Source organism: Rhizobium sp. CIAT894, assembly GCF_000172795.2.
In the GTDB taxonomy this organism is placed as follows: domain Bacteria; phylum Pseudomonadota; class Alphaproteobacteria; order Rhizobiales; family Rhizobiaceae; genus Rhizobium.
The window spans coordinates 1,348,679-1,367,932 of sequence record NZ_CP020947.1; the positions used below are offsets into that span (position 1 = coordinate 1,348,679).

16 protein-coding genes and 1 tRNA gene are annotated in these 19,254 nt (G+C 61.2%); 7 read left to right on the forward strand and 10 right to left on the reverse strand.

Going from position 1 to position 19,254, the window contains the following annotated elements:
- Window positions 1-83: 83 nt before the first annotated feature.
- The 7 genes from RHEC894_RS06720 to RHEC894_RS06750 form a co-directional block, all read right to left on the reverse strand.
- Window positions 84-920, reverse strand: a complete 837-nt coding sequence (locus RHEC894_RS06720; RefSeq protein ID WP_085736709.1) for a helix-turn-helix domain-containing protein — start codon at window positions 918-920, stop codon at window positions 84-86.
- 67 nt (window positions 921-987) lie between these two features.
- Window positions 988-1,215, reverse strand: coding sequence for a DUF1127 domain-containing protein (locus RHEC894_RS06725; protein ID WP_085736710.1), 228 nt, complete (start codon window positions 1,213-1,215; stop codon window positions 988-990).
- Window positions 1,216-1,305: 90 nt separating this feature from the next.
- Window positions 1,306-2,103 (reverse strand): 5-deoxy-glucuronate isomerase, encoded by a 798-nt coding sequence (gene iolB / locus RHEC894_RS06730; RefSeq protein WP_085736711.1) that lies wholly within the window; start codon window positions 2,101-2,103, stop codon window positions 1,306-1,308.
- Window positions 2,104-2,299: 196 nt separating this feature from the next.
- On the reverse strand, window positions 2,300-3,217 hold the full coding sequence (gene iolE / locus RHEC894_RS06735; protein WP_085736712.1) for a myo-inosose-2 dehydratase: 918 nt from the start codon (window positions 3,215-3,217) through the stop codon (window positions 2,300-2,302).
- A gap of 63 nt (window positions 3,218-3,280) precedes the next feature.
- The gene (gene iolD, locus RHEC894_RS06740; protein WP_085736713.1) at window positions 3,281-5,131 is read right to left on the reverse strand and encodes a 3D-(3,5/4)-trihydroxycyclohexane-1,2-dione acylhydrolase (decyclizing); all 1,851 of its coding nucleotides are present in this window, start codon (window positions 5,129-5,131) and stop codon (window positions 3,281-3,283) included.
- A 202-nt stretch (window positions 5,132-5,333) separates the two neighbouring features.
- Window positions 5,334-7,268, reverse strand: coding sequence for a 5-dehydro-2-deoxygluconokinase (gene iolC, locus RHEC894_RS06745; RefSeq protein ID WP_085736714.1), 1,935 nt, complete (start codon window positions 7,266-7,268; stop codon window positions 5,334-5,336).
- Between the two features lie 92 nt (window positions 7,269-7,360).
- Window positions 7,361-8,236: a MurR/RpiR family transcriptional regulator gene (locus RHEC894_RS06750; RefSeq protein ID WP_049733856.1), complete on the reverse strand. Its 876-nt coding sequence runs from the start codon at window positions 8,234-8,236 to the stop codon at window positions 7,361-7,363.
- A gap of 207 nt (window positions 8,237-8,443) precedes the next feature.
- Between RHEC894_RS06750 and RHEC894_RS06755 the strand changes: the two genes are divergently transcribed.
- The 4 genes from RHEC894_RS06755 (at window position 8,444) to RHEC894_RS06770 (ending at window position 12,825) form a co-directional block, all read left to right on the forward strand.
- On the forward strand, window positions 8,444-9,559 hold the full coding sequence (locus RHEC894_RS06755; RefSeq protein ID WP_085736715.1) for a Gfo/Idh/MocA family oxidoreductase: 1,116 nt from the start codon (window positions 8,444-8,446) through the stop codon (window positions 9,557-9,559).
- Between the two features lie 87 nt (window positions 9,560-9,646).
- Window positions 9,647-10,864 (forward strand): FAD-dependent oxidoreductase, encoded by a 1,218-nt coding sequence (locus tag RHEC894_RS06760; RefSeq protein ID WP_085738884.1) that lies wholly within the window; start codon window positions 9,647-9,649, stop codon window positions 10,862-10,864.
- A gap of 254 nt (window positions 10,865-11,118) precedes the next feature.
- Window positions 11,119-11,209 (forward strand) — tRNA-Ser (locus RHEC894_RS06765).
- 593 nt (window positions 11,210-11,802) lie between these two features.
- On the forward strand, window positions 11,803-12,825 hold the full coding sequence (locus tag RHEC894_RS06770) for a porin (protein WP_085736716.1): 1,023 nt from the start codon (window positions 11,803-11,805) through the stop codon (window positions 12,823-12,825).
- 121 nt (window positions 12,826-12,946) lie between these two features.
- Here RHEC894_RS06770 and RHEC894_RS06775 read toward each other — a convergent pair whose 3' ends face one another.
- Both RHEC894_RS06775 and RHEC894_RS06780 read right to left on the reverse strand, forming a co-directional pair.
- Window positions 12,947-13,843: an alpha/beta hydrolase gene (locus tag RHEC894_RS06775; protein WP_085736717.1), complete on the reverse strand. Its 897-nt coding sequence runs from the start codon at window positions 13,841-13,843 to the stop codon at window positions 12,947-12,949.
- A gap of 65 nt (window positions 13,844-13,908) precedes the next feature.
- Window positions 13,909-15,984 (reverse strand): lytic transglycosylase domain-containing protein, encoded by a 2,076-nt coding sequence (locus RHEC894_RS06780; protein ID WP_085736718.1) that lies wholly within the window; start codon window positions 15,982-15,984, stop codon window positions 13,909-13,911.
- Between the two features lie 212 nt (window positions 15,985-16,196).
- Between RHEC894_RS06780 and dapA the strand changes: the two genes are divergently transcribed.
- Together dapA and smpB are read left to right on the forward strand one after the other, a co-directional pair.
- The gene (dapA, locus tag RHEC894_RS06785; RefSeq protein WP_085738885.1) at window positions 16,197-17,081 is read left to right on the forward strand and encodes a 4-hydroxy-tetrahydrodipicolinate synthase; all 885 of its coding nucleotides are present in this window, start codon (window positions 16,197-16,199) and stop codon (window positions 17,079-17,081) included.
- Window positions 17,082-17,279: 198 nt separating this feature from the next.
- On the forward strand, window positions 17,280-17,759 hold the full coding sequence (gene smpB / locus RHEC894_RS06790) for an SsrA-binding protein SmpB (protein ID WP_085736719.1): 480 nt from the start codon (window positions 17,280-17,282) through the stop codon (window positions 17,757-17,759).
- 81 nt (window positions 17,760-17,840) lie between these two features.
- Here the strand turns inward: smpB and RHEC894_RS06795 are convergent, their stop codons facing one another.
- Window positions 17,841-18,422, reverse strand: a complete 582-nt coding sequence (locus RHEC894_RS06795) for an NYN domain-containing protein (RefSeq protein ID WP_010065637.1) — start codon at window positions 18,420-18,422, stop codon at window positions 17,841-17,843.
- Window positions 18,423-18,718: 296 nt separating this feature from the next.
- Here RHEC894_RS06795 and rpoZ point away from each other — a divergent pair, with 296 nt between their 5' ends.
- Window positions 18,719-19,123, forward strand: a complete 405-nt coding sequence (gene rpoZ, locus RHEC894_RS06800) for a DNA-directed RNA polymerase subunit omega (RefSeq protein WP_003574261.1) — start codon at window positions 18,719-18,721, stop codon at window positions 19,121-19,123.
- Window positions 19,124-19,254: the final 131 nt, after the last annotated feature.

Here is a 19,254-nt window from a genome sequence, read left to right on the forward strand (position 1 = left end):
CGATTGACCGTCCCCGGATCGGGACAGGCTCATAAAATCATCGAAGACCGCATTGCCGCTGTCGAAATCTTTAGCGATCGACCTCACCGGCGTCGCAATTGCGCCGCGCGCTGGAATTCGCCAGGGCTCTGTCCGAAGGCCTGTTTGAACGAAGCGCTGAAATGGCTGTGGCTGGAAAAGCCGAGATCGAGGCCGAGCGCGGTCAGATCCTCGTACTGGCCGAGCAGGTCGAGGGCGCGGGCAAGCCGCAGCCGCAACTGATAGCGGTAAAGCGGTGTGGCCTCGACCTGTTGGAAAACCTGGGTGAGATAAACCGGCGAGACGCCCACTTCGGCGGCGATCTCTCCGAGCGTCCAGCGCCGGGCGAGATCGGAGGCAAGCACCAGCTTTGCCCGGTCGACGAGTTTCTGCCGGCCGGCGCTGGCGCCTGCAGCATGCGATGTGCGCTCGCCGAGCGAGCGGCGCACCAGCGTCAGCGCCAATGTTTCCGCCTCCAGCGTTTCGGCGACATTGCGGCTCAGACCGTGCCGCAGCAGCGCGACCAGCGCCTGTGCGCGCGGATCGATTCGCCGGCGCTGGCGACGGAAGGAAAAGGCCGGGCCCGGCTGCACCTGTTCTTTCGGCGCGAGCTCTTCGAGCATGGCCTCATCGATTGCCAGATCGATGCAGGCGTCGCCGCCCTCGATCGGATGACTGATGCGATATCCCTGGCCGGCATTGAAGAACAGCACCTGATTGGCTTCGGCCACCGTGTCATTGCGGCCGACATGCCGCATGAAGACGCCGCGATAAGGGTAGACGAGGCTTGTCCTATGGGCGCATTCCTCGTCGCTCTTATGGCGGCACTCGCCGTTGCAGACGATATCGCGAATGGTGACCATCTTCGTTTTCAGGAGCGGTGCAGTTGAAAGCTGCGACATGGTATGTTCCGGGTCAGAGGCCGCCACGAGACGGCCCGGGCATAATATCACAACTGATGCCTGTATTTCAGCTGCGACTATAGACGTGAACGTCGCTTTCGGTCTGCCCCCTGGAAAGGCCGATATCCTTCAGTTGCGCGTCGGAGAGCTCCATCAGCGCATTGCAGTTGCGTCGCTCGTTCATCTTGCGCACCAGCCAGCGTGCTGCCGTGATGACGGCAAGAAGCAGGCCGGAATGGATAGGGCGCGAAGAGCGAATTGTCCGGGTCGGGATTGTAGTTTTCGAACTGTACATGGTGTTCCTCCATCCGTGTTTTAGATGGAGGCAGTGAACCATCAGCGGCGGCTTGGCGCTGTCAGATTATTTAGCGATCGAACGAGACCGTTACGCCTTCACCAGCCACTCGTGCTCGGCGGCATTGTGGAATTTCCAGATCCGCTTCGGTCCGGCCATGACGTTGAGGTAATAAAGATCGTAACCATGGCAGGCCGCGCAGGGGTGATAACCCTTCGGGACCAGCGTCACGTCGCCGTCCTCGATCGCCATCGCTTCGTCGAGCGAGCGATCGTCGGTGTAGACGCGCTGGAAACCGAAGCCCTGCGGCGGGTTGAGGCGGTGGTAATAGGTCTCTTCCAGGAAGCTCTCGTTCGGCAGGTCGTCCTGGTCGTGCTTGTGCGGCGGATAGGAGGATGTATGGCCGCCCGGGGTGATCACCTCGACGACGAGCAGTGAATGCGCCGAGCTGTCGTCCTCAGGCATGATATTGTTGACGTAGCGCACATTGGTGCCCTTGCCGCGCGTCAGCTGCGGATGCGTGCCGGGCGGAATCGCCTTCGCCTCATAGGTGCCGCCGCCGGGCGCCGAGCAAACGGCGAGCTCCAGATCGGTCTCCGCCGTCACCGACCAGGTCGAGCTCATCGGGATGTAGAGCGCATGCGGCGCACCGTCGAATGGGGTCATGCGCTCGCCGAGCGTGCCGAAATCCCGGGATCCGGACGATGCCTTGCCCTTGCCAGTCACCCAGACGAGGCAGACTTCCCGGTCGCCGGTCTCTCCCGAAACCGTCTCGCCGGGTTTGACCCTATGCAGATCGAAGCCGACATAGGTCCAGCCGGCATTCTCCGGGGTGACATGCGTCACACGGCCATGCGTGCCGGATGGTTTCACCTTGAGGTTTGGCATTGGTGGTTCTCCTCGTACGTTGAAATTCCCCTCCCCAAACCCCTCCCCACAAGGGGGAGGGGCTTAATCTGCGGCGCTGTCTCACCCATATTGCAGCGTTCCTTTCGCAAGGTGGCGGCTGTCTGGAGCAGGGCGGTGCCTCAAGTTAAGTCCCTCCCCCTTGTGGGGAGGGGTTGGGGAGGGGTTTTCTTTTCCGTTATCCCTTCGGGAAACCTTCGGTCTCGACCGTATAACCCGCGGCCGTCATGACCCGCATCAATTCCGCATGGCCGATCTCGGCCATTTTCTGCGGCGGCGCCTTGCGAGGATCCTGTTCGGCCTCGACGACGAACCAGCCTTCATAGCCGTAATCGGCCAGCCGCTGGACGATAGCGCCGAAATCGAGCGAGCCGTCGCCCGGTACCGTGAAGGCGCCGAGCGCCACCGCGTCGAGGAAGGACTGACGGCTGCGGTCGAGCCCGTCGACCACGGACTTACGGATATCCTTGACGTGGACGTGATTGATGCGGGCGTGGTGGTTCCCGATGGCGCGTAGCACATCGCCGCCGGCAAAGGCGAGATGTCCGGCATCGAGCAGCAGCGGAATGCCTGCACCCGAAGAGCGCATGAAGGCGTCGAGTTCCGGCTCGGTTTCGACCACGGCTGCCATATGGTGGTGGTAGGAGAGCGGCATGCCCTGCTCGGCGCACCATTCGCCGAACTCGGTGACGCGGCGCCCATAGGCCTTCATCTCGTCGTCGGAGAGGCGTGGCTTGGTGGCGAGCGGCTTGGAACGGTCTCCCTGGATGGAGCGGCCGACTTCGCCATAGACGATGCACGGCGCATTGACCGCCTTGAACAGCTCGATCATCGGAGCGATGCGATCCTTGTTGGCCGCAAGCTCCTCATTGACGAGCGTGCCGGAGAACCAGCCACCGCACAGCGTCACGTCGGCGGCGCGCAGGATAGGCAGCATCTCTTCGGGATTGCTGGGGAAACGGCGCCCTTGCTCCATGCCGGTGAAACCGGCGCTGCGCGACTGCCGCAGGCATTCCTCGAGGGACACATCGTCGCTGAGTTCCGGAAGATCGTCGTTCCACCAGGCGATGGGCGACATGCCGAGTTTGGCCTTCATCACATTCTCCTTGAAAATATTGCGGAAGAGCCGGGACGCTCTTCCGAAAAAAATGGCAAAAGATTAGCCGATGCGCTGGGCGGCGCGTGCTTCTAGGTAGCCCTTGCGCGCTGCGTTGACCTCACCGCGCGGGCTGACCTCAGGCACCGCCACATCCCACCAGTGGCCGCCGGCCTCCGTGGTGATGAGCGGATCGGTGTCGATGACGAAGACCGAGGTACGGTCGTTCTTCTTCGAATCAACAATTGCCTGCTCCAGCTCGGCGATCGAGCCGACCTTGACGGCGATCGCACCCATGCTCTCGGCATGCGCACGGAAATCGATTTCCGGCATCACCTCGTGATAGGAGTCCTTGAGCAGATTGTTGAAGTTGGCACCGCCGGTTCCCATCTGCAAGCGGTTGATGCAGCCATAGCCGCGATTGTCGAGCAGGACGATGTTGAGCTTGAGGCCAAGCATGACCGAGGTGGCGATCTCGGAATTCATCATCATGTAGGAACCGTCGCCGACCATGACGACGACATCGCGTTCGGGATGCGCCATCTTGGCACCGAGCCCGCCGGCGATCTCGTAGCCCATGCAGGAAAAGCCGTATTCCATGTGATAGCTGCCGGGCGTCGTTGCCGGCCAGAGCTTGTGCAATTCGCCGGGAAGGCCGCCCGCAGCGCAAAGAACCGTCGTATTGTCGTCGCCGATCGTGCGCGCTACCGCGCCGATCACCTGTGCGTCGGAGGGCAGGGCGGCATTGGTCGCCGCCATCGCCTTGGCGGCGGCCTCCATCCAGATCTTCTTCTCGGCCGCGGCTTTTTCGGCGAGTGCCGCCGGCGCCTTCCAGCCGGAAAGCCCTGCTGAAAGCGCCTTCAGCCCTTCGCGGGCATCGGCAACCACGGGATAGCTGTCGTGCTTGACCGCGTCATAGGCGGCAATATTGAGGCCGACCATCTTCAGGCTGTCGTTCTTGAACAGCGCCCAGGAGCCGGTGGTGAAATCCTGGCAGCGGGTGCCGACGGCGATGACGAGATCCGTCTCTTCGGCGATCGCATTCGCCGCCGACGTGCCGGTGACGCCGACCGAGCCGAGCGCCAGCGGATGAGTCTCGTTAATCGACGACTTGCCGGCCTGGGTGACGACGACCGGGATGGCATGGGCTTCGGCAAAGGCAGCGAGCTCCTTCGTTGCCTGCGAATAAAGGACGCCGCCGCCGGCAACGATCACCGGCTTTTGAGATGCCTTGATCAGTGCGATGGCATTGGCCAGCTCGTCCGCATCCGGCTGCGGCCGGCGGGTCGCCCAGACTTTTTCGTCAAACAGGCTCTCCGGATAATCATAGGCTTCGGCCTGGACGTCCTGGCAGAGCGACAAGGTCACCGGGCCGCAATCCAGCGGATCGGTCAGCACCTGCATGGCGCGCTTCAGCGCCGTGATGATCTGTTCGGGCCGGGTAATGCGGTCGAAATAGCGCGAAACCGAACGGAAGGCGTCATTGGCCGAAACCGTGCCGTCGCCGAAATCCTCGATCTGCTGCAGCACCGGATCCGGCGCGCGGTTGGCGAAGACGTCGCCCGGCAGGAAGAGAACGGGAATGCGGTTGACATGCGCGACACCGGCGGCCGTCACCATGTTCAGCGCGCCGGGGCCGATCGAGGTGGTGCAGGCCATGAAGCGCGTGCGGAAATTCGCCTTGGCATAGGCGATGGCGGCATGCGCCATGCCCTGTTCGTTATGGGCGCGATAGGTCGTCAATTCGCCACGCACCTGATAGAGCGCCTCGCCGATGCCAGCGACGTTGCCGTGACCGAAGATCGCCCAGACGCCGCCGAAGATCGGCACTTTCTTGCCGTCGACAACAGTCATCTGCTTTTTGAGGAAATGCGCGACGGCCTGCGCCATCGTCAACCGTATCGTCTTGCCCATCGGGGCCTCCCGCAATCTTCGCTCTCGTTGGTTTCCCCTCCCCAACCCCTCCCCACAAGGGGGAGGGGCCAACTCGTGGGGCTCGCCGCATTTCACCGCAACCTTGCGTCCGCAAGACAGCTCGTTTGGGGCGTAAAGCGATGCCTCAACTTAAGTCCCTCCCCCTTGTGGGGAGGGGTTGGGGAGGGGTCTAATTTATATCCTACTGAAGTCCACGCGTCTTCAGCCAGGCTTCCGTCAATTGCCGGAAGCGGCCGGCCATGTCGGCGATCGCCTCCTCGTCGTTCATTGTCCCCGAAAGCCAGGCCCGCGCCGGGTCGGCAAAGATCGTCCGGCCGACGGCAAAGCCCTTCACCGAGGGGGCCGCCAGCGTCGCCTCGAAGCAGGAGATCAGCTCGTCGGCGGGTGCCTCGAGGCCGAGCAGCACGATACCGCGGCACCATGGATCATTCTTGGCGATCACTGCATCGATCTTCTTCCAGGCTGCAGTCGATGCCTGCGGCTCGAGCTTCCACCAGTCCGGCTTGATGCCGAGCGCATAGAGCTCTTCCAGCGCCGTCGAAATCGTGTCGTCGGTGAGCGGTCCGTTCTTGCCGGCGATGATCTCCACCAGCAACTCGCGGCCGACCTTGCGGGACGCCTCGAACAGCGTGCGCAGCTTTTCCTGCTGTTCCGTCTTCAATTCGGCGGGGTCGTCGGGATGATAGAAGCACAGGCACTTGATGCAATGGCCGAGTGGCCATTCCACAAGCTGCGAGCCGATATCCTGGCTGAATTCGAAGCGCAGCGGCTTCGAGCCCGGCAGCTCTACCGGCCGGCCGATCCAGGAAAAATTCTTCGTCGCCGCATCGAAGAAGGCGTCGCGGCCGAAACGTTCGTCGATCAGCATGCCGTAGCCGTCGCGGCCGTTCGAAACCCGCGCCGCTGCGGCAACCGCCAGACGTTTGAAAGCGACGATCTTGTCGTGGCCGACGCCGAGTTCATCGGCAACGCTGACGAGCTGCGAGCGGTGGTCGATCGCCAGCGCCATCAGAAGCGGGACTTCGCCGCGACGCGTCGATGCCCAATGGATATGGTTGATCGCCTCGTCTTTGCGCAATGCCCGATGCTTGCTGCCGTTTTTCAGGAAGAAGTCGAGTTCCGCCCAGGTCGGATATTCCGGCGAGCAGAGCAGGCGGGAAACGGCGAAGGCGCCGCAGGCATTGGCCCAGGTGGCGCAGGTCTTCAGCGGCTCGTCGCGCAGAAAGCCGCGCAGGAAGCCGGACATGAAGGCATCGCCGGCGCCGAGCACATTGAAGACTTCGATCGGGAAACCCTGACCGATGATGCCGGCTTCGAGGTCGTCGGCGATCGGGCCGTCATAGACGATGCAGCCCATGGCGCCGCGCTTGAGCACGATCGTCGCCGGCGACAGGCGGCGAATCTCCTTCAGTGCGCCGAGCACGTCGTCGGCGCCTGATGCGATCAGGATTTCCTCTTCGGTGCCGACGATGAGATCGCAATCCGGCAGCGTTTCTTTCATCTTCGAGGAAACCCGGTCGGATTTCACGTAGCGTTCGAAGCCTTCGGCATGGCCGGCAAGGCCCCAGAGGTTCGGCCGGTAGTCGATGTCGAAGATCACCTTGCGGCCGTTTGCCTTGGCGATGCGGATCGCCTTGCGCTGCGCGGCCTCGGTGTTCGGTCGCGAAAAATGCGTGCCGGAAACGAGAACGGCGCGCGATGACTTGATGAAATCTTCGTCGATATCGCCTTCATCGAGCGCCATGTCGGCACAATCCGACCGGTAGAAGATCATCGGCGACACGCCTTCGGCCTCGACCGCCAGCAGCACCAGTGCCGTCAGCCGTTCCTTGTCGGTGACGATGCCTTGCGTCGCCACGCCTTCGCGCGCCGACTGCTCGCGGATGAAGCGTCCCATCTGCTCGTCGCCGACGCGGGTGATGAGACCGGATTTGAGGCCGAGTCGCGCCGTGCCGATGGCGATATTGGCCGGGCAGCCGCCGACGGATTTGGCAAAGGAGCCGATGTCCTCCAGCCGCGAACCGATCTGCTGACCGTAAAGATCGACCGAGGAACGGCCGATGGTGATTACATCAAGCGCCGGCTCCGGCTGTGATCCCGGATTCGATTGTACCATGATGTCCTCCCGCTAGATTTTGCGCGGCTTCCAGTGCCTGCGAATTTTCAATAATGAAACATCGGTTCCGATATTTTGTCAATTCGGAATGTTTATTCCATTTTGGCTTTTCCAGCTTTTGAATGCTGACGCTTTCGGCGCCGTTCGGCGATGGCGACCGGCAGCGCCATGGTCAGCGCCATCGAGGCCGACAGCGAGCGGAAGCCGGCAAAATCGGCCTCGGCCACTTCGAACCAGTGCGTGGCGCAGGCGGCGAGCGGCGAGAAGGCCGAATCGGTGATGGCGATGATGGGGACGCCGCGGTCGGCAAGCTCCTGGCTCTGGCTGAGGCTGTCGGCCGCATAGGGCGAGAAGCTCGCGGCGATCGCCGCATCCCTGGGCGTTGCGAACTGCACCATCTCAGGGTCGACGCCGTTCGGCGAGGCGACGATCTGGTGGCGGATGTTGAGCTTGGAAAAAGCGTACGTCATGTGCGCCGTCAGCGGGTAGGAGCGCCGTTTGGCGATCAGATAGATCGTCTCGGCGCCGGCAAGGATATTCACCGCTTTGGTGAACGTATCGCTCTGCACCGTCGCCGCCAGCCGGTTGACCGACTGGCTGGCCGCGGCAATGAAGCCGGAAAGCAGATTGGCGTCCTCGTCGTCGCCGCTTGCCTGCTCCAGCGTGACGAGCCGTTCTTCATAGCTCAGCGTCCTGTCGCGCAGTCTTTCGCGGAAAATGCTCTGCAGGTCCGAGAAACCTTCGTAACCCAGATGATGTGCCAGGCGCACCAGCGTCGAGGGCTGCACGTCGGAGGCAGCCGCGATGCTTGCCGTCGTGCCGAAGGCGATCTCGTCGGGATTGCCGAGCGCGAAGGCGGCGACCTGGGCCAGCCGCTTCGGCATGTTCGCCTTACGCTCGATGATGGTGCTGCGCAGGCTTTCGAAATCGCGCGGCACACGCACCTGCCTCTGGGGATCATTATCCATGCTTGCGGCTCACGAGATGAAACAAATATTCCATATTGTCGAGCATAGACGATTTTGAACGGTGCGCCTAATTGTTTTTAATTGCCTGTAATTCAAGGCTTTTAAACAATTTTCCGGGAAGAGCGTGAAAATGCCCGTCTAGGGGTCTCTTGTCAAAATGATCCAAATATTCCAAAAATCCGGCCGCAGTTCCAGGAGGAGACGAAAATGAAGCCACTCGGCATCGGTTTGATCGGCACCGGTTATATGGGCAAGTGCCATGCGCTGGCATGGAATGCAGTGAAGACTGTGTTCGGCGATGTCGAGCGTCCGCGTCTCGTCCATCTTGCCGAGGCCAATGCCGCGCTTGCCGAAGCGCGCGCCTCCGAATTCGGCTTCGAGAAGGCAACCGCCGACTGGCGGGCGCTGATCGCCGACTCGGAGGTCGATGTCGTCTCCGTCACCACGCCCAATCAGTTCCACCCCGAAATGGCGATCGCAGCGCTTCAAGCCGGCAAACATGTCTGGTGCGAAAAGCCGATGGCGCCGGCCTATGCCGATGCCGAGCGCATGCTGGAAACGGCGAGGGGTTCCGGCAAGGTGGCCGCTCTCGGTTATAATTACATCCAGAATCCCGTGATGCGGCACATCAAGACGCTTGTTGGCGAGGGCGCCATCGGCACGGTCAATCATATCCGCGTCGAGATGGACGAGGATTTCATGGCCGATCCCGATGTCTTCTTTTACTGGAAGAGCGAGCTTGCCGCCGGTTATGGCGCGCTCGACGATTTCGCCGTGCATCCGCTGTCGCTGCTCTGGTATCTGTTCGGCCACGTCGAGGCTGTCATTACAGACATGGTCAGGCCCTATGCCGACCGCCCGCTCAACGAAGGTGGCCGCCGCGCCGTCGAAAACCACGATGGCGCCAATGTGCTGATGCGGCTTGGCGGCGGCATCTCCGCCGTCTTGATGGCGAATCGCGCCGCCTGGGGCCGCAAAGGCCGCATCGCCCTGCAGATTTACGGTTCGAAGGGCTCGATCGTCTACGACCAGGAGCGGATGAACGAATTCGAACTTTATCAGGCCGAGGGTCGCGGTTCCGAACAGGGCTTCCGCAAGATACTGGCGGCACCCGCCCATCGGCCTTATGATCGCTTCATCCCGGCGCCCGGCCACGGCCTCGGCTTCAACGATCTGAAGATCATCGAATGCCGCGAGCTGATCCGGGCAATATCGGGCGAGCCGTCGTCGATCGTGACATTTAAAGACGGTCTCAGGATAGAGAAGTCGGTGCATGCCATGGCACAGTCCTTCCACGAGCGTCGCTGGATCGAGATCGGCTGAAGGTAAGAAGCTGCTTCCCGTTGACGGCGCATAGGGCAGGGGATAGGCCTTGGCATGAGTGTCGAGCCTCGTTTCAGGAGTGAGATCGTGACGGATAGACTGGTGATCATCGGCGCGGGGCAGGCTGGTTTCGCATTGGCGGCCAAGCTGCGGGCGTTGAAGGATACGCGCCCGATCACTCTTATCGGCGCCGAAGACGTGGCCCCTTATCAGCGCCCGCCGCTTTCGAAGAAATACCTGCTCGGCGAAATGGCCTTCGACCGTTTGCTGTTCCGCGACCAGCACTGGTATGGCGACAATGATGTCGACCTTCGCCTTTCCACATGGGCCGAGCAGATCAAGCCGGACAGCAAGCAGGTTCTGCTGCAGGACGGCTCCGTTCTCGACTATGGTACGCTGGCGCTCGCCACCGGCTCGACGCCGCGCCGGCTGCCGGCCGCAATCGGCGGCGATCTCGACGGCGTTTATGTCGCCCGCGACAAGCGCGATGCCGATCTTCTCGCTGACGAAATGCGCCCCGGTCGCCGCGTCCTCATCATCGGCGGCGGTTATATCGGCCTCGAGGCGGCAGCCGTCGCCCGCTACCGCGGCCTTGAGGTCACCGTCATCGAGATGGCCGACCGCATCCTGCAGCGCGTCGCGGCGAAGGAAACCGCCGACATCATGCGCGGAATCCATGAGTCCCACGACGTGGTGATCCGCGAGAAAACCGGACTCAAGCATCTGGTCGGCAAGGATGGCCGCGTCACCGGCGCCGCACTTTCCGACGGATCGGTCATCGACATCGACTTTGCCGTCGTCGGCATCGGCGTCGTGCCGAATGACCAGCTCGCCAAGGAAGCCGGCCTCGACGTCGCCAACGGCATTGTCGTCGACGAATTCGCCCGCACCTCCGATCCGGCGATCTTTGCCGCCGGCGATTGCGCGGCCCTTCCCTGGCAGGGTGGCCGCATCAGGCTCGAATCGGTGCAGAACGCCGTCGACCAGGCCGAAGCGGCGGCAGCCGTCATCGCCGGCGGCAGCGAGCCCTATGATCCGAAGCCGTGGTTCTGGTCCGATCAGTATGATGTCAAGCTGCAGATCGCCGGCTTCAATCTCGGTTATGACGAAACGCTGCTGCGCCCCGGCGCCCGCGAAGGCGCCCATTCGGTCTGGTATTTCCGGCAAGGCCTGCTGATCGCCGTCGACGCGATCAACGACGCGAAGGCCTATGTGACCGGCAAGAAGCTGCTGGAATCCGGAATCAACCCCGACAGAGCGATTCTCGCCGACCCCTCTGCCGACCTCAAAAGCCTGCTCGGCTGAGTTCAAACCCGGTCCCCGCAGCGCATTGCTGCCGGCGGCAATGCCCCACCGGGCTTGCCGCGCCTGTCAGGCGCCGGGCGGAAAGCCCGGCTTCCTCATCGAAGAGAACGAAGCACGATCAAATTCCCGGATCGTGACAGGAAATGCCCTCGGTTTGCTTGGGCCTGCCGAAATGCCGCCCCGTTGCATTTCTTCTGGTGAAAACTGAAAAAGCCCTTGCATTCACAGACCGGTCACCATAGTTAGGCCGCACCGGAGAGGTGGCCGAGTGGTCGAAGGCGCTCCCCTGCTAAGGGAGTATACGTCAAAAGCGTATCGTGGGTTCGAATCCCATCTTCTCCGCCATCCCGATTTTTCCAACCTGCGCCGCTCTTCGTTGCCGACAGCGAATCGTCTTCGTTGAATGGGCTATGCCGCGCGAGCGCCGTTCGGCTATGCCTCATGGCCGCACGATGAGAAAAATCTCCTCCGCGTCGAATCGAGAGAATCGCCTGCGGGAATCACATCCTGCCGTCGTGCCCCGGCAGCCGGCGAAAGCGGATCGGTGACCGCCCGGTTACGCTTCCGGCAGTGATGATATCCCCCGCAAGAGCCTGACTTGGTCAAAAAAGTGTCTCGAATGTGTTGCGAGACGCCTGTCCAATTCTTTGCTGGCCTCCGCTAAGCGGCGGCAAAATCAGCGTTTTCTTAACAAAGCATAAAGGAAATCGAGGCCGGTTGCCCAACTTGTGTCCTTTCAGCAACAGGATGTCGGGAAGGCTGTCTCAAATCACCCATCCGAGTAAGTTGGTGATTGCGTGACGGCTTCGGTCTTGTATTTTCAGCATCGGAAGCAAGGGCGGCTGATCGTCCACTTCTTGAAACACGGGGATGGGGCAGGGAACGCTGCTCAGCGAAAGATCCCAAACCCGATCGAAACTTTGAATTGGAGGTCATTTATGAACATCAAGAGCCTTCTTCTCGGCTCCGCTGCTGCTCTCGCAGTAGTTTCCGGTGCTCAGGCTGCTGACGCTATCGTTGCTGCCGAGCCGGAACCGGTTGAATATGTTCGCGTCTGCGACGCTTACGGCACCGGCTACTTCTACATCCCGGGCACCGAAACCTGCCTCAAGATCGAAGGCTACATCCGTTTCCAGGTCGACATTGGTGATCAGCCGCTCAACGGCTCGGCCAGCAACGACTCGGATTGGGATGCCAAGACCCGCGGTCAGGTTCAGTTCACGGCCAAGAGCGACACCGAGTATGGTCCGCTGACCGGCGTCATCGTCATGCAGTTCAATGCTGACAACGCTAGTGACCAGAGCGCCGCCCTCGACTCCGCTTACCTCGACATCGCCGGCTTCCGCGCTGGTCTGTTCTACAGCTGGTGGGACGACGGCCTCTCCGGCGAAACCGACGACATCGGCTCGCCGGTCACGCTGCACAACTCGCTGCGTTATCAGTATGAAACCGGCGACTTCTACGCTGGTATCAGCGTCGACGAACTGGAAGACAGCCCGTTCTATGATGGCGAAACCGCCAACAACTGGGGCGTTGCTGTTGGTCTCGGCGGCAAGGCTGGCGCATTCAGCTACCAGATCACTGCCGGTTACGACACCGACAACGAAGAAGGCGCTGTTCGCGCAATGGGTACGGTTGACGTTGGTCCGGGCACGCTCGGCCTCGCCGCTGTCTACTCCACGAACCCGAATGCTTACTACAACGCGGCTGAATGGGCTGTCGCTGCCGAATACGCTATCAAGGCAACCGACAAGCTCAAGATCACCCCTGGTGTTCAGTACTACAGCAACTACGGCGTTAGCGGCAGCGACTTCGCCGATGGCGATGCTTGGAAGGTCGGTCTGACGGTTGATTACCAGATCGTCGACAACTTCTACGCCAAGGCTTCGGTTCAGTACCTCGATCCGGAAGACTCTGACGACTCCACGACGGGCTACTTCCGCCTGCAGCGTTCGTTCTAATCTGATCTGACTTCGGTCAATCAGGAAAGCCCGGCTCTCGAGCCGGGCTTTTTTTGTATTCTCGACGCATGGCGAACGTGCCGCTGGGCTCTTGATGCGACCTGCTTTGGCTTCAATAAGATTATCGGCTAGAGGCGAGAAAGGCTCGAATCGCCGCGGGGATATTGCCGAGATGCAGCAGCGGCGCGTGTCCTTGTCCTTCGGCAGCATGAAGGATTAAGTTCGAATGCCGCCGTGCCATTTCGTTGACGGTTTCCTGAGACAGCAGCGACGTATTTTCACCGCGGATCAGCATCAGCGGCAACTGGCTCAGCTTCTCGAACTGCTCCCAGAGATTGGGCAGCGGCTGGCTGAAATCGATCGATTTCAGCGCTTCGGCGATCGCCGGGTCAAAATCGGCCGCCGGTCTTCCGCCGACATCTCGATAGAGGGCAAGCGCCATCTCGCGCCAGTCTTGCTTCGAAAGCGCGGTAAACGACCCGCCATGATTTTCCTGCAGCATATCGACCGCCTCGCGCCAGTCCGCCGGCCTTCTGCCGCCGTTGAGGTAGTCGCGGATCAGCGCCAGCCCCCTGGCTTCGATCACGGGTCCGATATCATTGAGGATCACGGCTTCGAGAAGATCCGGCCGTGTCGCCGCGATCAGGTGCAGGATCAGCCCGCCCCGGGAGGTGCCGATGAAGACAGCCCGCTCGATGCCGAGCGCCTGGCAGGCGGCAATGACGTCGCCGGCCTCGATGGCGAGATTGTAGTTTGCCTTGTTCTCATCCCATGCCGAGTTTCCCCGCCCGCGCGAATCGAGCGCGATCACCCTGCGCGGTGCTGTTATGTCTTGGGAGAGAAGCAGCGCCAGCGAATGAAAATCCCGCGTATTGCGGGTCAGGCCGGGCAGGCAGACGACCGGCAGCCGTCCTGCAGTTGCCGCCTCACTCGGGCTATAGTCGCAGGCATAAAGCTTCAGTCCATCGGAAGACGTATAAAATCGTTCCTGGAAACCGCTTGCGTAAGTATCCGGCATCACATCCCTCGAGATCTGTTCGACCCCGAAGATGTAGCCTGCTTTTCCGGCCGCGCCAAACGGCTTCAGGACGCGCTGCGTCCACCGATGAGGTCGCGCTCGATGTCGGTCGGCTGGCCGAGGCGAGCCTTGTACACTTCGTAATTCTCCATCACCCGCTGGACGTAATTCCGCGTTTCGGGGAAGGGGATGCGCTCGATCCAGTCGACGATGTCGTCGATCGATCTGCCACGCGGATCGCCGTACCGGCCGATCCATTCCGGTACCCGCTTCGGCCCGGCATTATAGGCGATGAAGGTGAGGATATAGGAGCCGCCGAACGCGTCGATCTGCTCGCCGAGATAATGAGCGCCGAGCGTGGCGTTATAACCGGCGTCGGCCGTCAGCTTGTCTTTCGAGTAGGCGATGTTGTGGCGCTTGGCCACCGCCTGGGCCGTCCCCGGCAGAAGCTGCAGCAATCCCCGCGCATTCGCCGCGGAAACGGCGGCCGGGTTGAAGGCGCTCTCCTGCCGGGCGATGGCATAGGCAAGTGCCTTGCCGGAGCCGGAGATATTGGCATTCGCCGGGATGACGCCGACCGGAAAGGCGAGCGCTGCGACATCGATGCCGCGTCCATAGGCGATCTTTCCGATCTGCAGCGACAGATGATGATCGCCGGATTGCTCGGCCTGTGCCGCAAGCACGGCCAGTTCACCGGGGCTCTGCAGTTGGTCGGCGAGCGCGAGATAGAGAATGTCGGCCCGCCATCCATGGCCGGCCGCCTCCAGCCGGGCGATTGCCTGCACGGCTTCGCGGGCCTGGAAGCGTTGCCGGTCGGCCGTGCTCGGCGCGGGATAGGTAACGTTCAGCGTCTTTCGGCCCAGCCGTTCGGCCGCGAGCTGGCCATAGAAGGTGCCGGGGAAGGTCGCAGCCTTCGCATAGAATTCGCCGGATTCGCCTGGACCTCCGGCTTCTGCCGCTCGTCCCAGCCAATACCAGGCGCGGGAAACCGAGATCGGCCCGTTTGATGTCTGGAGGATCTTGCGGAAGTGTTTTTCCGCGGTTGTCGGATCCTGAAGGCCGCGAAGCGCGTACCATCCGGCATGGAATTCGGCCTCGACGATATCCGTCGGGCTCGTTGCGGCGTAATTGGCGACGATGCGATAGGCAGGCTTGAACTGTCCCTGGTCGACCAGACCACGGCTGACGATACGCTGCTCGTTCCACCACTCGCCGGAGTTGACGAGTTCGCTGCGCTCGGGCGGCATTTGCTCCAAAAGCGCTGCCGCCTCGGCATATTTGTCCTGCTTGCGCAGATATTCGATCCGCGCAAACAGCAATCCGGGATCGCCGCGCCATTTTGCATCGACAGCGTTGAGCAGAGCGCCGGCATTGCCGGCCTTGGCGTCGACGGCGGCCCAGGCCTTGTAGAGCGACTGCGCCTCACCCATGTCGCCGAAGCGCTTGGCCTGCGCCACGCGGCCGCGATACATCAGATAGTCCATCCGCGCCTTGTGATCGGCCGGCGTCAACAGCGCTGAGAATTCGATGAGGATCTTGTCCTCGGTTGCCTTGTCGAGAGCCTCCCCGCGCCAGACCTTGCGAATATATTTTGCCGCCTGCGTTTGCCTGCCTGAGGCAACCAGCGCCCGGCCGAGGATGACGGCGCCCTGCATCGTCTCCGGCGCGGTATCGCCGAAGGCGGCGAGCACGGCTGATGGGGCGGGGTTTTCGTCATAGAGCGCGCGTTCGGAATAGGCGCGCAGCCGCGAAAGGCCCGGCCAGCTCTTGAGCTCCTGCGAAGCACTGGCGATTTCATAGGAGGGAACGCCCTTCAATCCGGAAACTGCGATCGCCCAGGTCAGGATATGGCGGTCGAGCGTGCCGTTGGGCATGCTGTCGCGGATCGACAGCGCCAGTTGCGGGTTCTTGTCGGACAGTGCGTCGAGGCCGGCTTTCAGGTCGCTGTTGACAGGCGCGACGGCCGGATTGCGCGGAATGGCGCCTGTTGTGATCGATTCCGGCATGGCTGTTTCGGGAACGAAGCCGAGCGGCTTGACGCCGGGCACGGGCGTGCTCTCGCCCGGAAGCGGCGACGCTACACTGCCCCACGCGGCGGCAATAAAGCCAAAGGCGGACAGAATCAGGACAGCTTTCTTCATCCGGGATCTCGCAACGAAAACACGCCCTGCCATTTGGCTAGAGGCATCTTAACGAAACCTTACCGTACCAGGTAAAATTCATTCACATCTGCTATCGGAATTTGCCCTAAACCGAACTCTACGCGCTTGTCGCCATGATTTCGGCGCTCTATGGTGCGCAAAATATTCATGGAATGCGGCCGAAGCAAGGATTTGGTCGTGAGGAGCTTCGCATGTTCAATGGGTCCATTCCCGCCCTCGTCACCCCCTTCACGGATAGCGGACTGATCGACGAAGACAGCTTCGCTGCGCATGTCGACTGGCAGATCAAGGAAGGCAGCGGCGGTCTCGTTCCGGTCGGCACCACGGGCGAATCCCCGACGCTGTCGCATGCCGAGCACAAGCGGGTCGTGGAACTGTGCATCGAGGTCGCCGCAAAACGCGTTCCCGTTATGGCCGGCGCCGGCTCGAACAATACAGGTGAGGCGATCGAGCTTGCCCAGCATGCCGAAAAAGTGGGCGCCGACGCCGTTCTGGTCGTCACTCCCTATTACAACAAGCCGACGCAGAAGGGCTTGATCGCGCATTTTTCGGCGATTGCCGAGGCCGTCGATCTGCCGATCTATATCTACAATATCCCCGGCCGCTCGGTGGTCGACATGACCCCGGAAACGATGGGCGCGCTCGCCAGGGCGCATCGGAATATCGTCGGGGTCAAGGATGCCACGGGCAAGATCGAGCGCGTCTCCGAACAGCGCATCACCTGCGGCAAGGATTTCCGGCAATTATCCGGCGAGGACGCGACGGCGCTCGGCTTCAACGCCCATGGCGGCGTCGGCTGTATTTCGGTCACGGCCAATGTCGCCCCGCGCCTTTGCGCCGATTTCCAGGCGGCGACGCTGAAAGGCGACTATGCCAGCGCGCTGGAATATCAGGATCGGCTGATGCCGCTCCACAAGGCGATCTTCCTGGAACCGGGTCTTTGCGGCGCCAAGTACGGCCTCTCCAGGCTTGGCCGCATGAGCCGCAACGTCCGTTCGCCGCTGCTGTCGACGCTGGAGCCGGCAACGGAAGCGGCGATCGACGCCGCCCTGCGCCATGCGGGCCTGCTGAACTGAAAAGACCGGCCGTCTTCACAAGGCCGGGCCGTTCCCTTACATAAGGGCAACGAATGGGGCGCGGCTTGTCGCGCTCTGCGGCACCGTGTGTCTTCGGACGGGCGGGGGATGCCGCAACAGTTTGAGTCTGCGCATCGCGCTTCCCAGGAAACGATCCGATTGGGGAAGGACGGTGCGCTAAAGCAATGGAATGTCGTCATGGCCCCCAAAGGCAGCCAGCGTGTGGTGAACAAGGTCGTGGCCGAAAACCGCAAGGCCCGCTTCAACTACGAGATCATCGATACCTATGAGGCGGGCCTGGTGCTGATGGGCACCGAGGTCAAGTCGTTGCGCGAGGGCAAAGCCAATATCGCCGAATCCTATGCGTCGGATGAGGACGGCGAAATCTGGCTGATCAATTCCTACCTGCCGGAATATCTGCAGGCCAACCGCTTCAATCACGAACCGCGCCGCCGCCGCAAGCTGCTGCTGTCGGGCCGTGAGATCCATCGCTTGCGCTCTGCCGTCAACCGCGAGGGCATGACGCTGATCCCGCTGAAGATCTATTTCAACGACCGCGGCCGGGCGAAGATGGAGCTGGCGCTCGCCAAGGGCAAGAAATTGCACGACAAGCGCGAGTCGGAGAAGGAACGCGATTGGAACCGGCAGAAGAGCCGCCTGCTGAAGGATAATGGCTAACCCACATCGGCTGACTGACGATTGCCGCTTCGCACGGCAATCATGGCGTTGCTGTCGCTCGATTCGAGATAAGCGGAAAGATCAGTCCTCGAAGTCGCTCGCGGGGGCGACTTCGGCCTGGCGTGGGGCGCGCTCTGCGGGATCGCGACCGATTTCAGCCTTCAACGACAAGAGATCGATGAAATGATCGGCCTGGCGGCGCAGGTCGTCGGCGATCATCGGCGGCTGGGTCGCCATGGTCGAGATCACCGAGACCTTGCGGCCCCTGCGCTGCAGCGCCTCGACGAGGTTGGTGAAGTCGCCGTCGCCGGAGAAGATCACGAGATGATCGACCGTTTCCGATTGTTCCATGGCGTCGATCGCAAGCTCGATGTCCATGTTGCCCTTGATCTTTCGGCGGCCCATGGAATCTGTGAATTCCTTGGCGGGCTTGGTGACGACCTTGTAGCCGTTATAGTCGAGCCAATCGATCAAAGGCCGGATTGACGAATATTCCTGATCCTCGATCAGAGCCGTATAATAGTAGGCGCGCAGGAGATAGCCGCGTTTCTGAAATGCTTTCAAGAGCTTGCGGTAATCGATGTCGAAGCCGAGGCTCTTGGATGCAGCGTAGAGGTTGGCGCCGTCAATGAAGAGTGCAATTTTTTCGCGTGGGTCAAACATGGCTTACCAATCCAATGAGAGCAATCGAAATCAGCAGGAGCTAAATTCAATAAAAACAATCACTTGTGTTTCTATTTCGATCTGATCCATACTTTATCAATTATTCATATATGAGAGATTTAGGGCACGATTCGGCATATTCCAAGCAACCATAGGTGGAATTGTGACGTTCTCCATGGAAATTTAGCTCGGCCGCGGATAAAGACGAGGGGAGCCGGAATGAAAAACTTGTATTTGCCCGGTTTTAATTGTATCGGGCGTGCTAATCCCGAAATGACGACCGTAAAGGACAGGCAATGGCCCGTGTCACAGTTGAAGATTGCATCGACAAGGTGGAGAACCGCTTCGAGCTGGTTCTGCTCGCCAGCCACCGCGCCCGGCTGATTTCCCAGGGTGCCTCGATCACCATCGATCGCGACAACGACAAGAACCCGGTCGTGGCGCTGCGCGAAATCGCCGACGAGACGCTTTCGCCCGATGACCTCAAGGAAGATCTGATCCATTCGCTGCAGAAGCATGTCGAAGTCGACGAGCCCGAGCCCGATCCGGCAAGCATGATCGCCGCCGGCGGTGTTGCCGCAGCCGACAGCGAAGAGCAGGACGACCTGCCGGAAACGATCACTTTCGACCAGATGTCGGAAGAAGAGCTGCTTGCCGGCATCGAAGGCCTGGTGCCGCCGGAAAAGAGCGACGACTACTAAGCGCGCAAGGTGATCCCGGGATCGCCTTGATGCGATCCCCCGGTCCGTCAGGGATCGGAAAAAAGTTTCATGCGATGCAAAAGAGCGATGATTACCAATCGTCAATCTTGCGCCTTTATTGCTTAGGCATA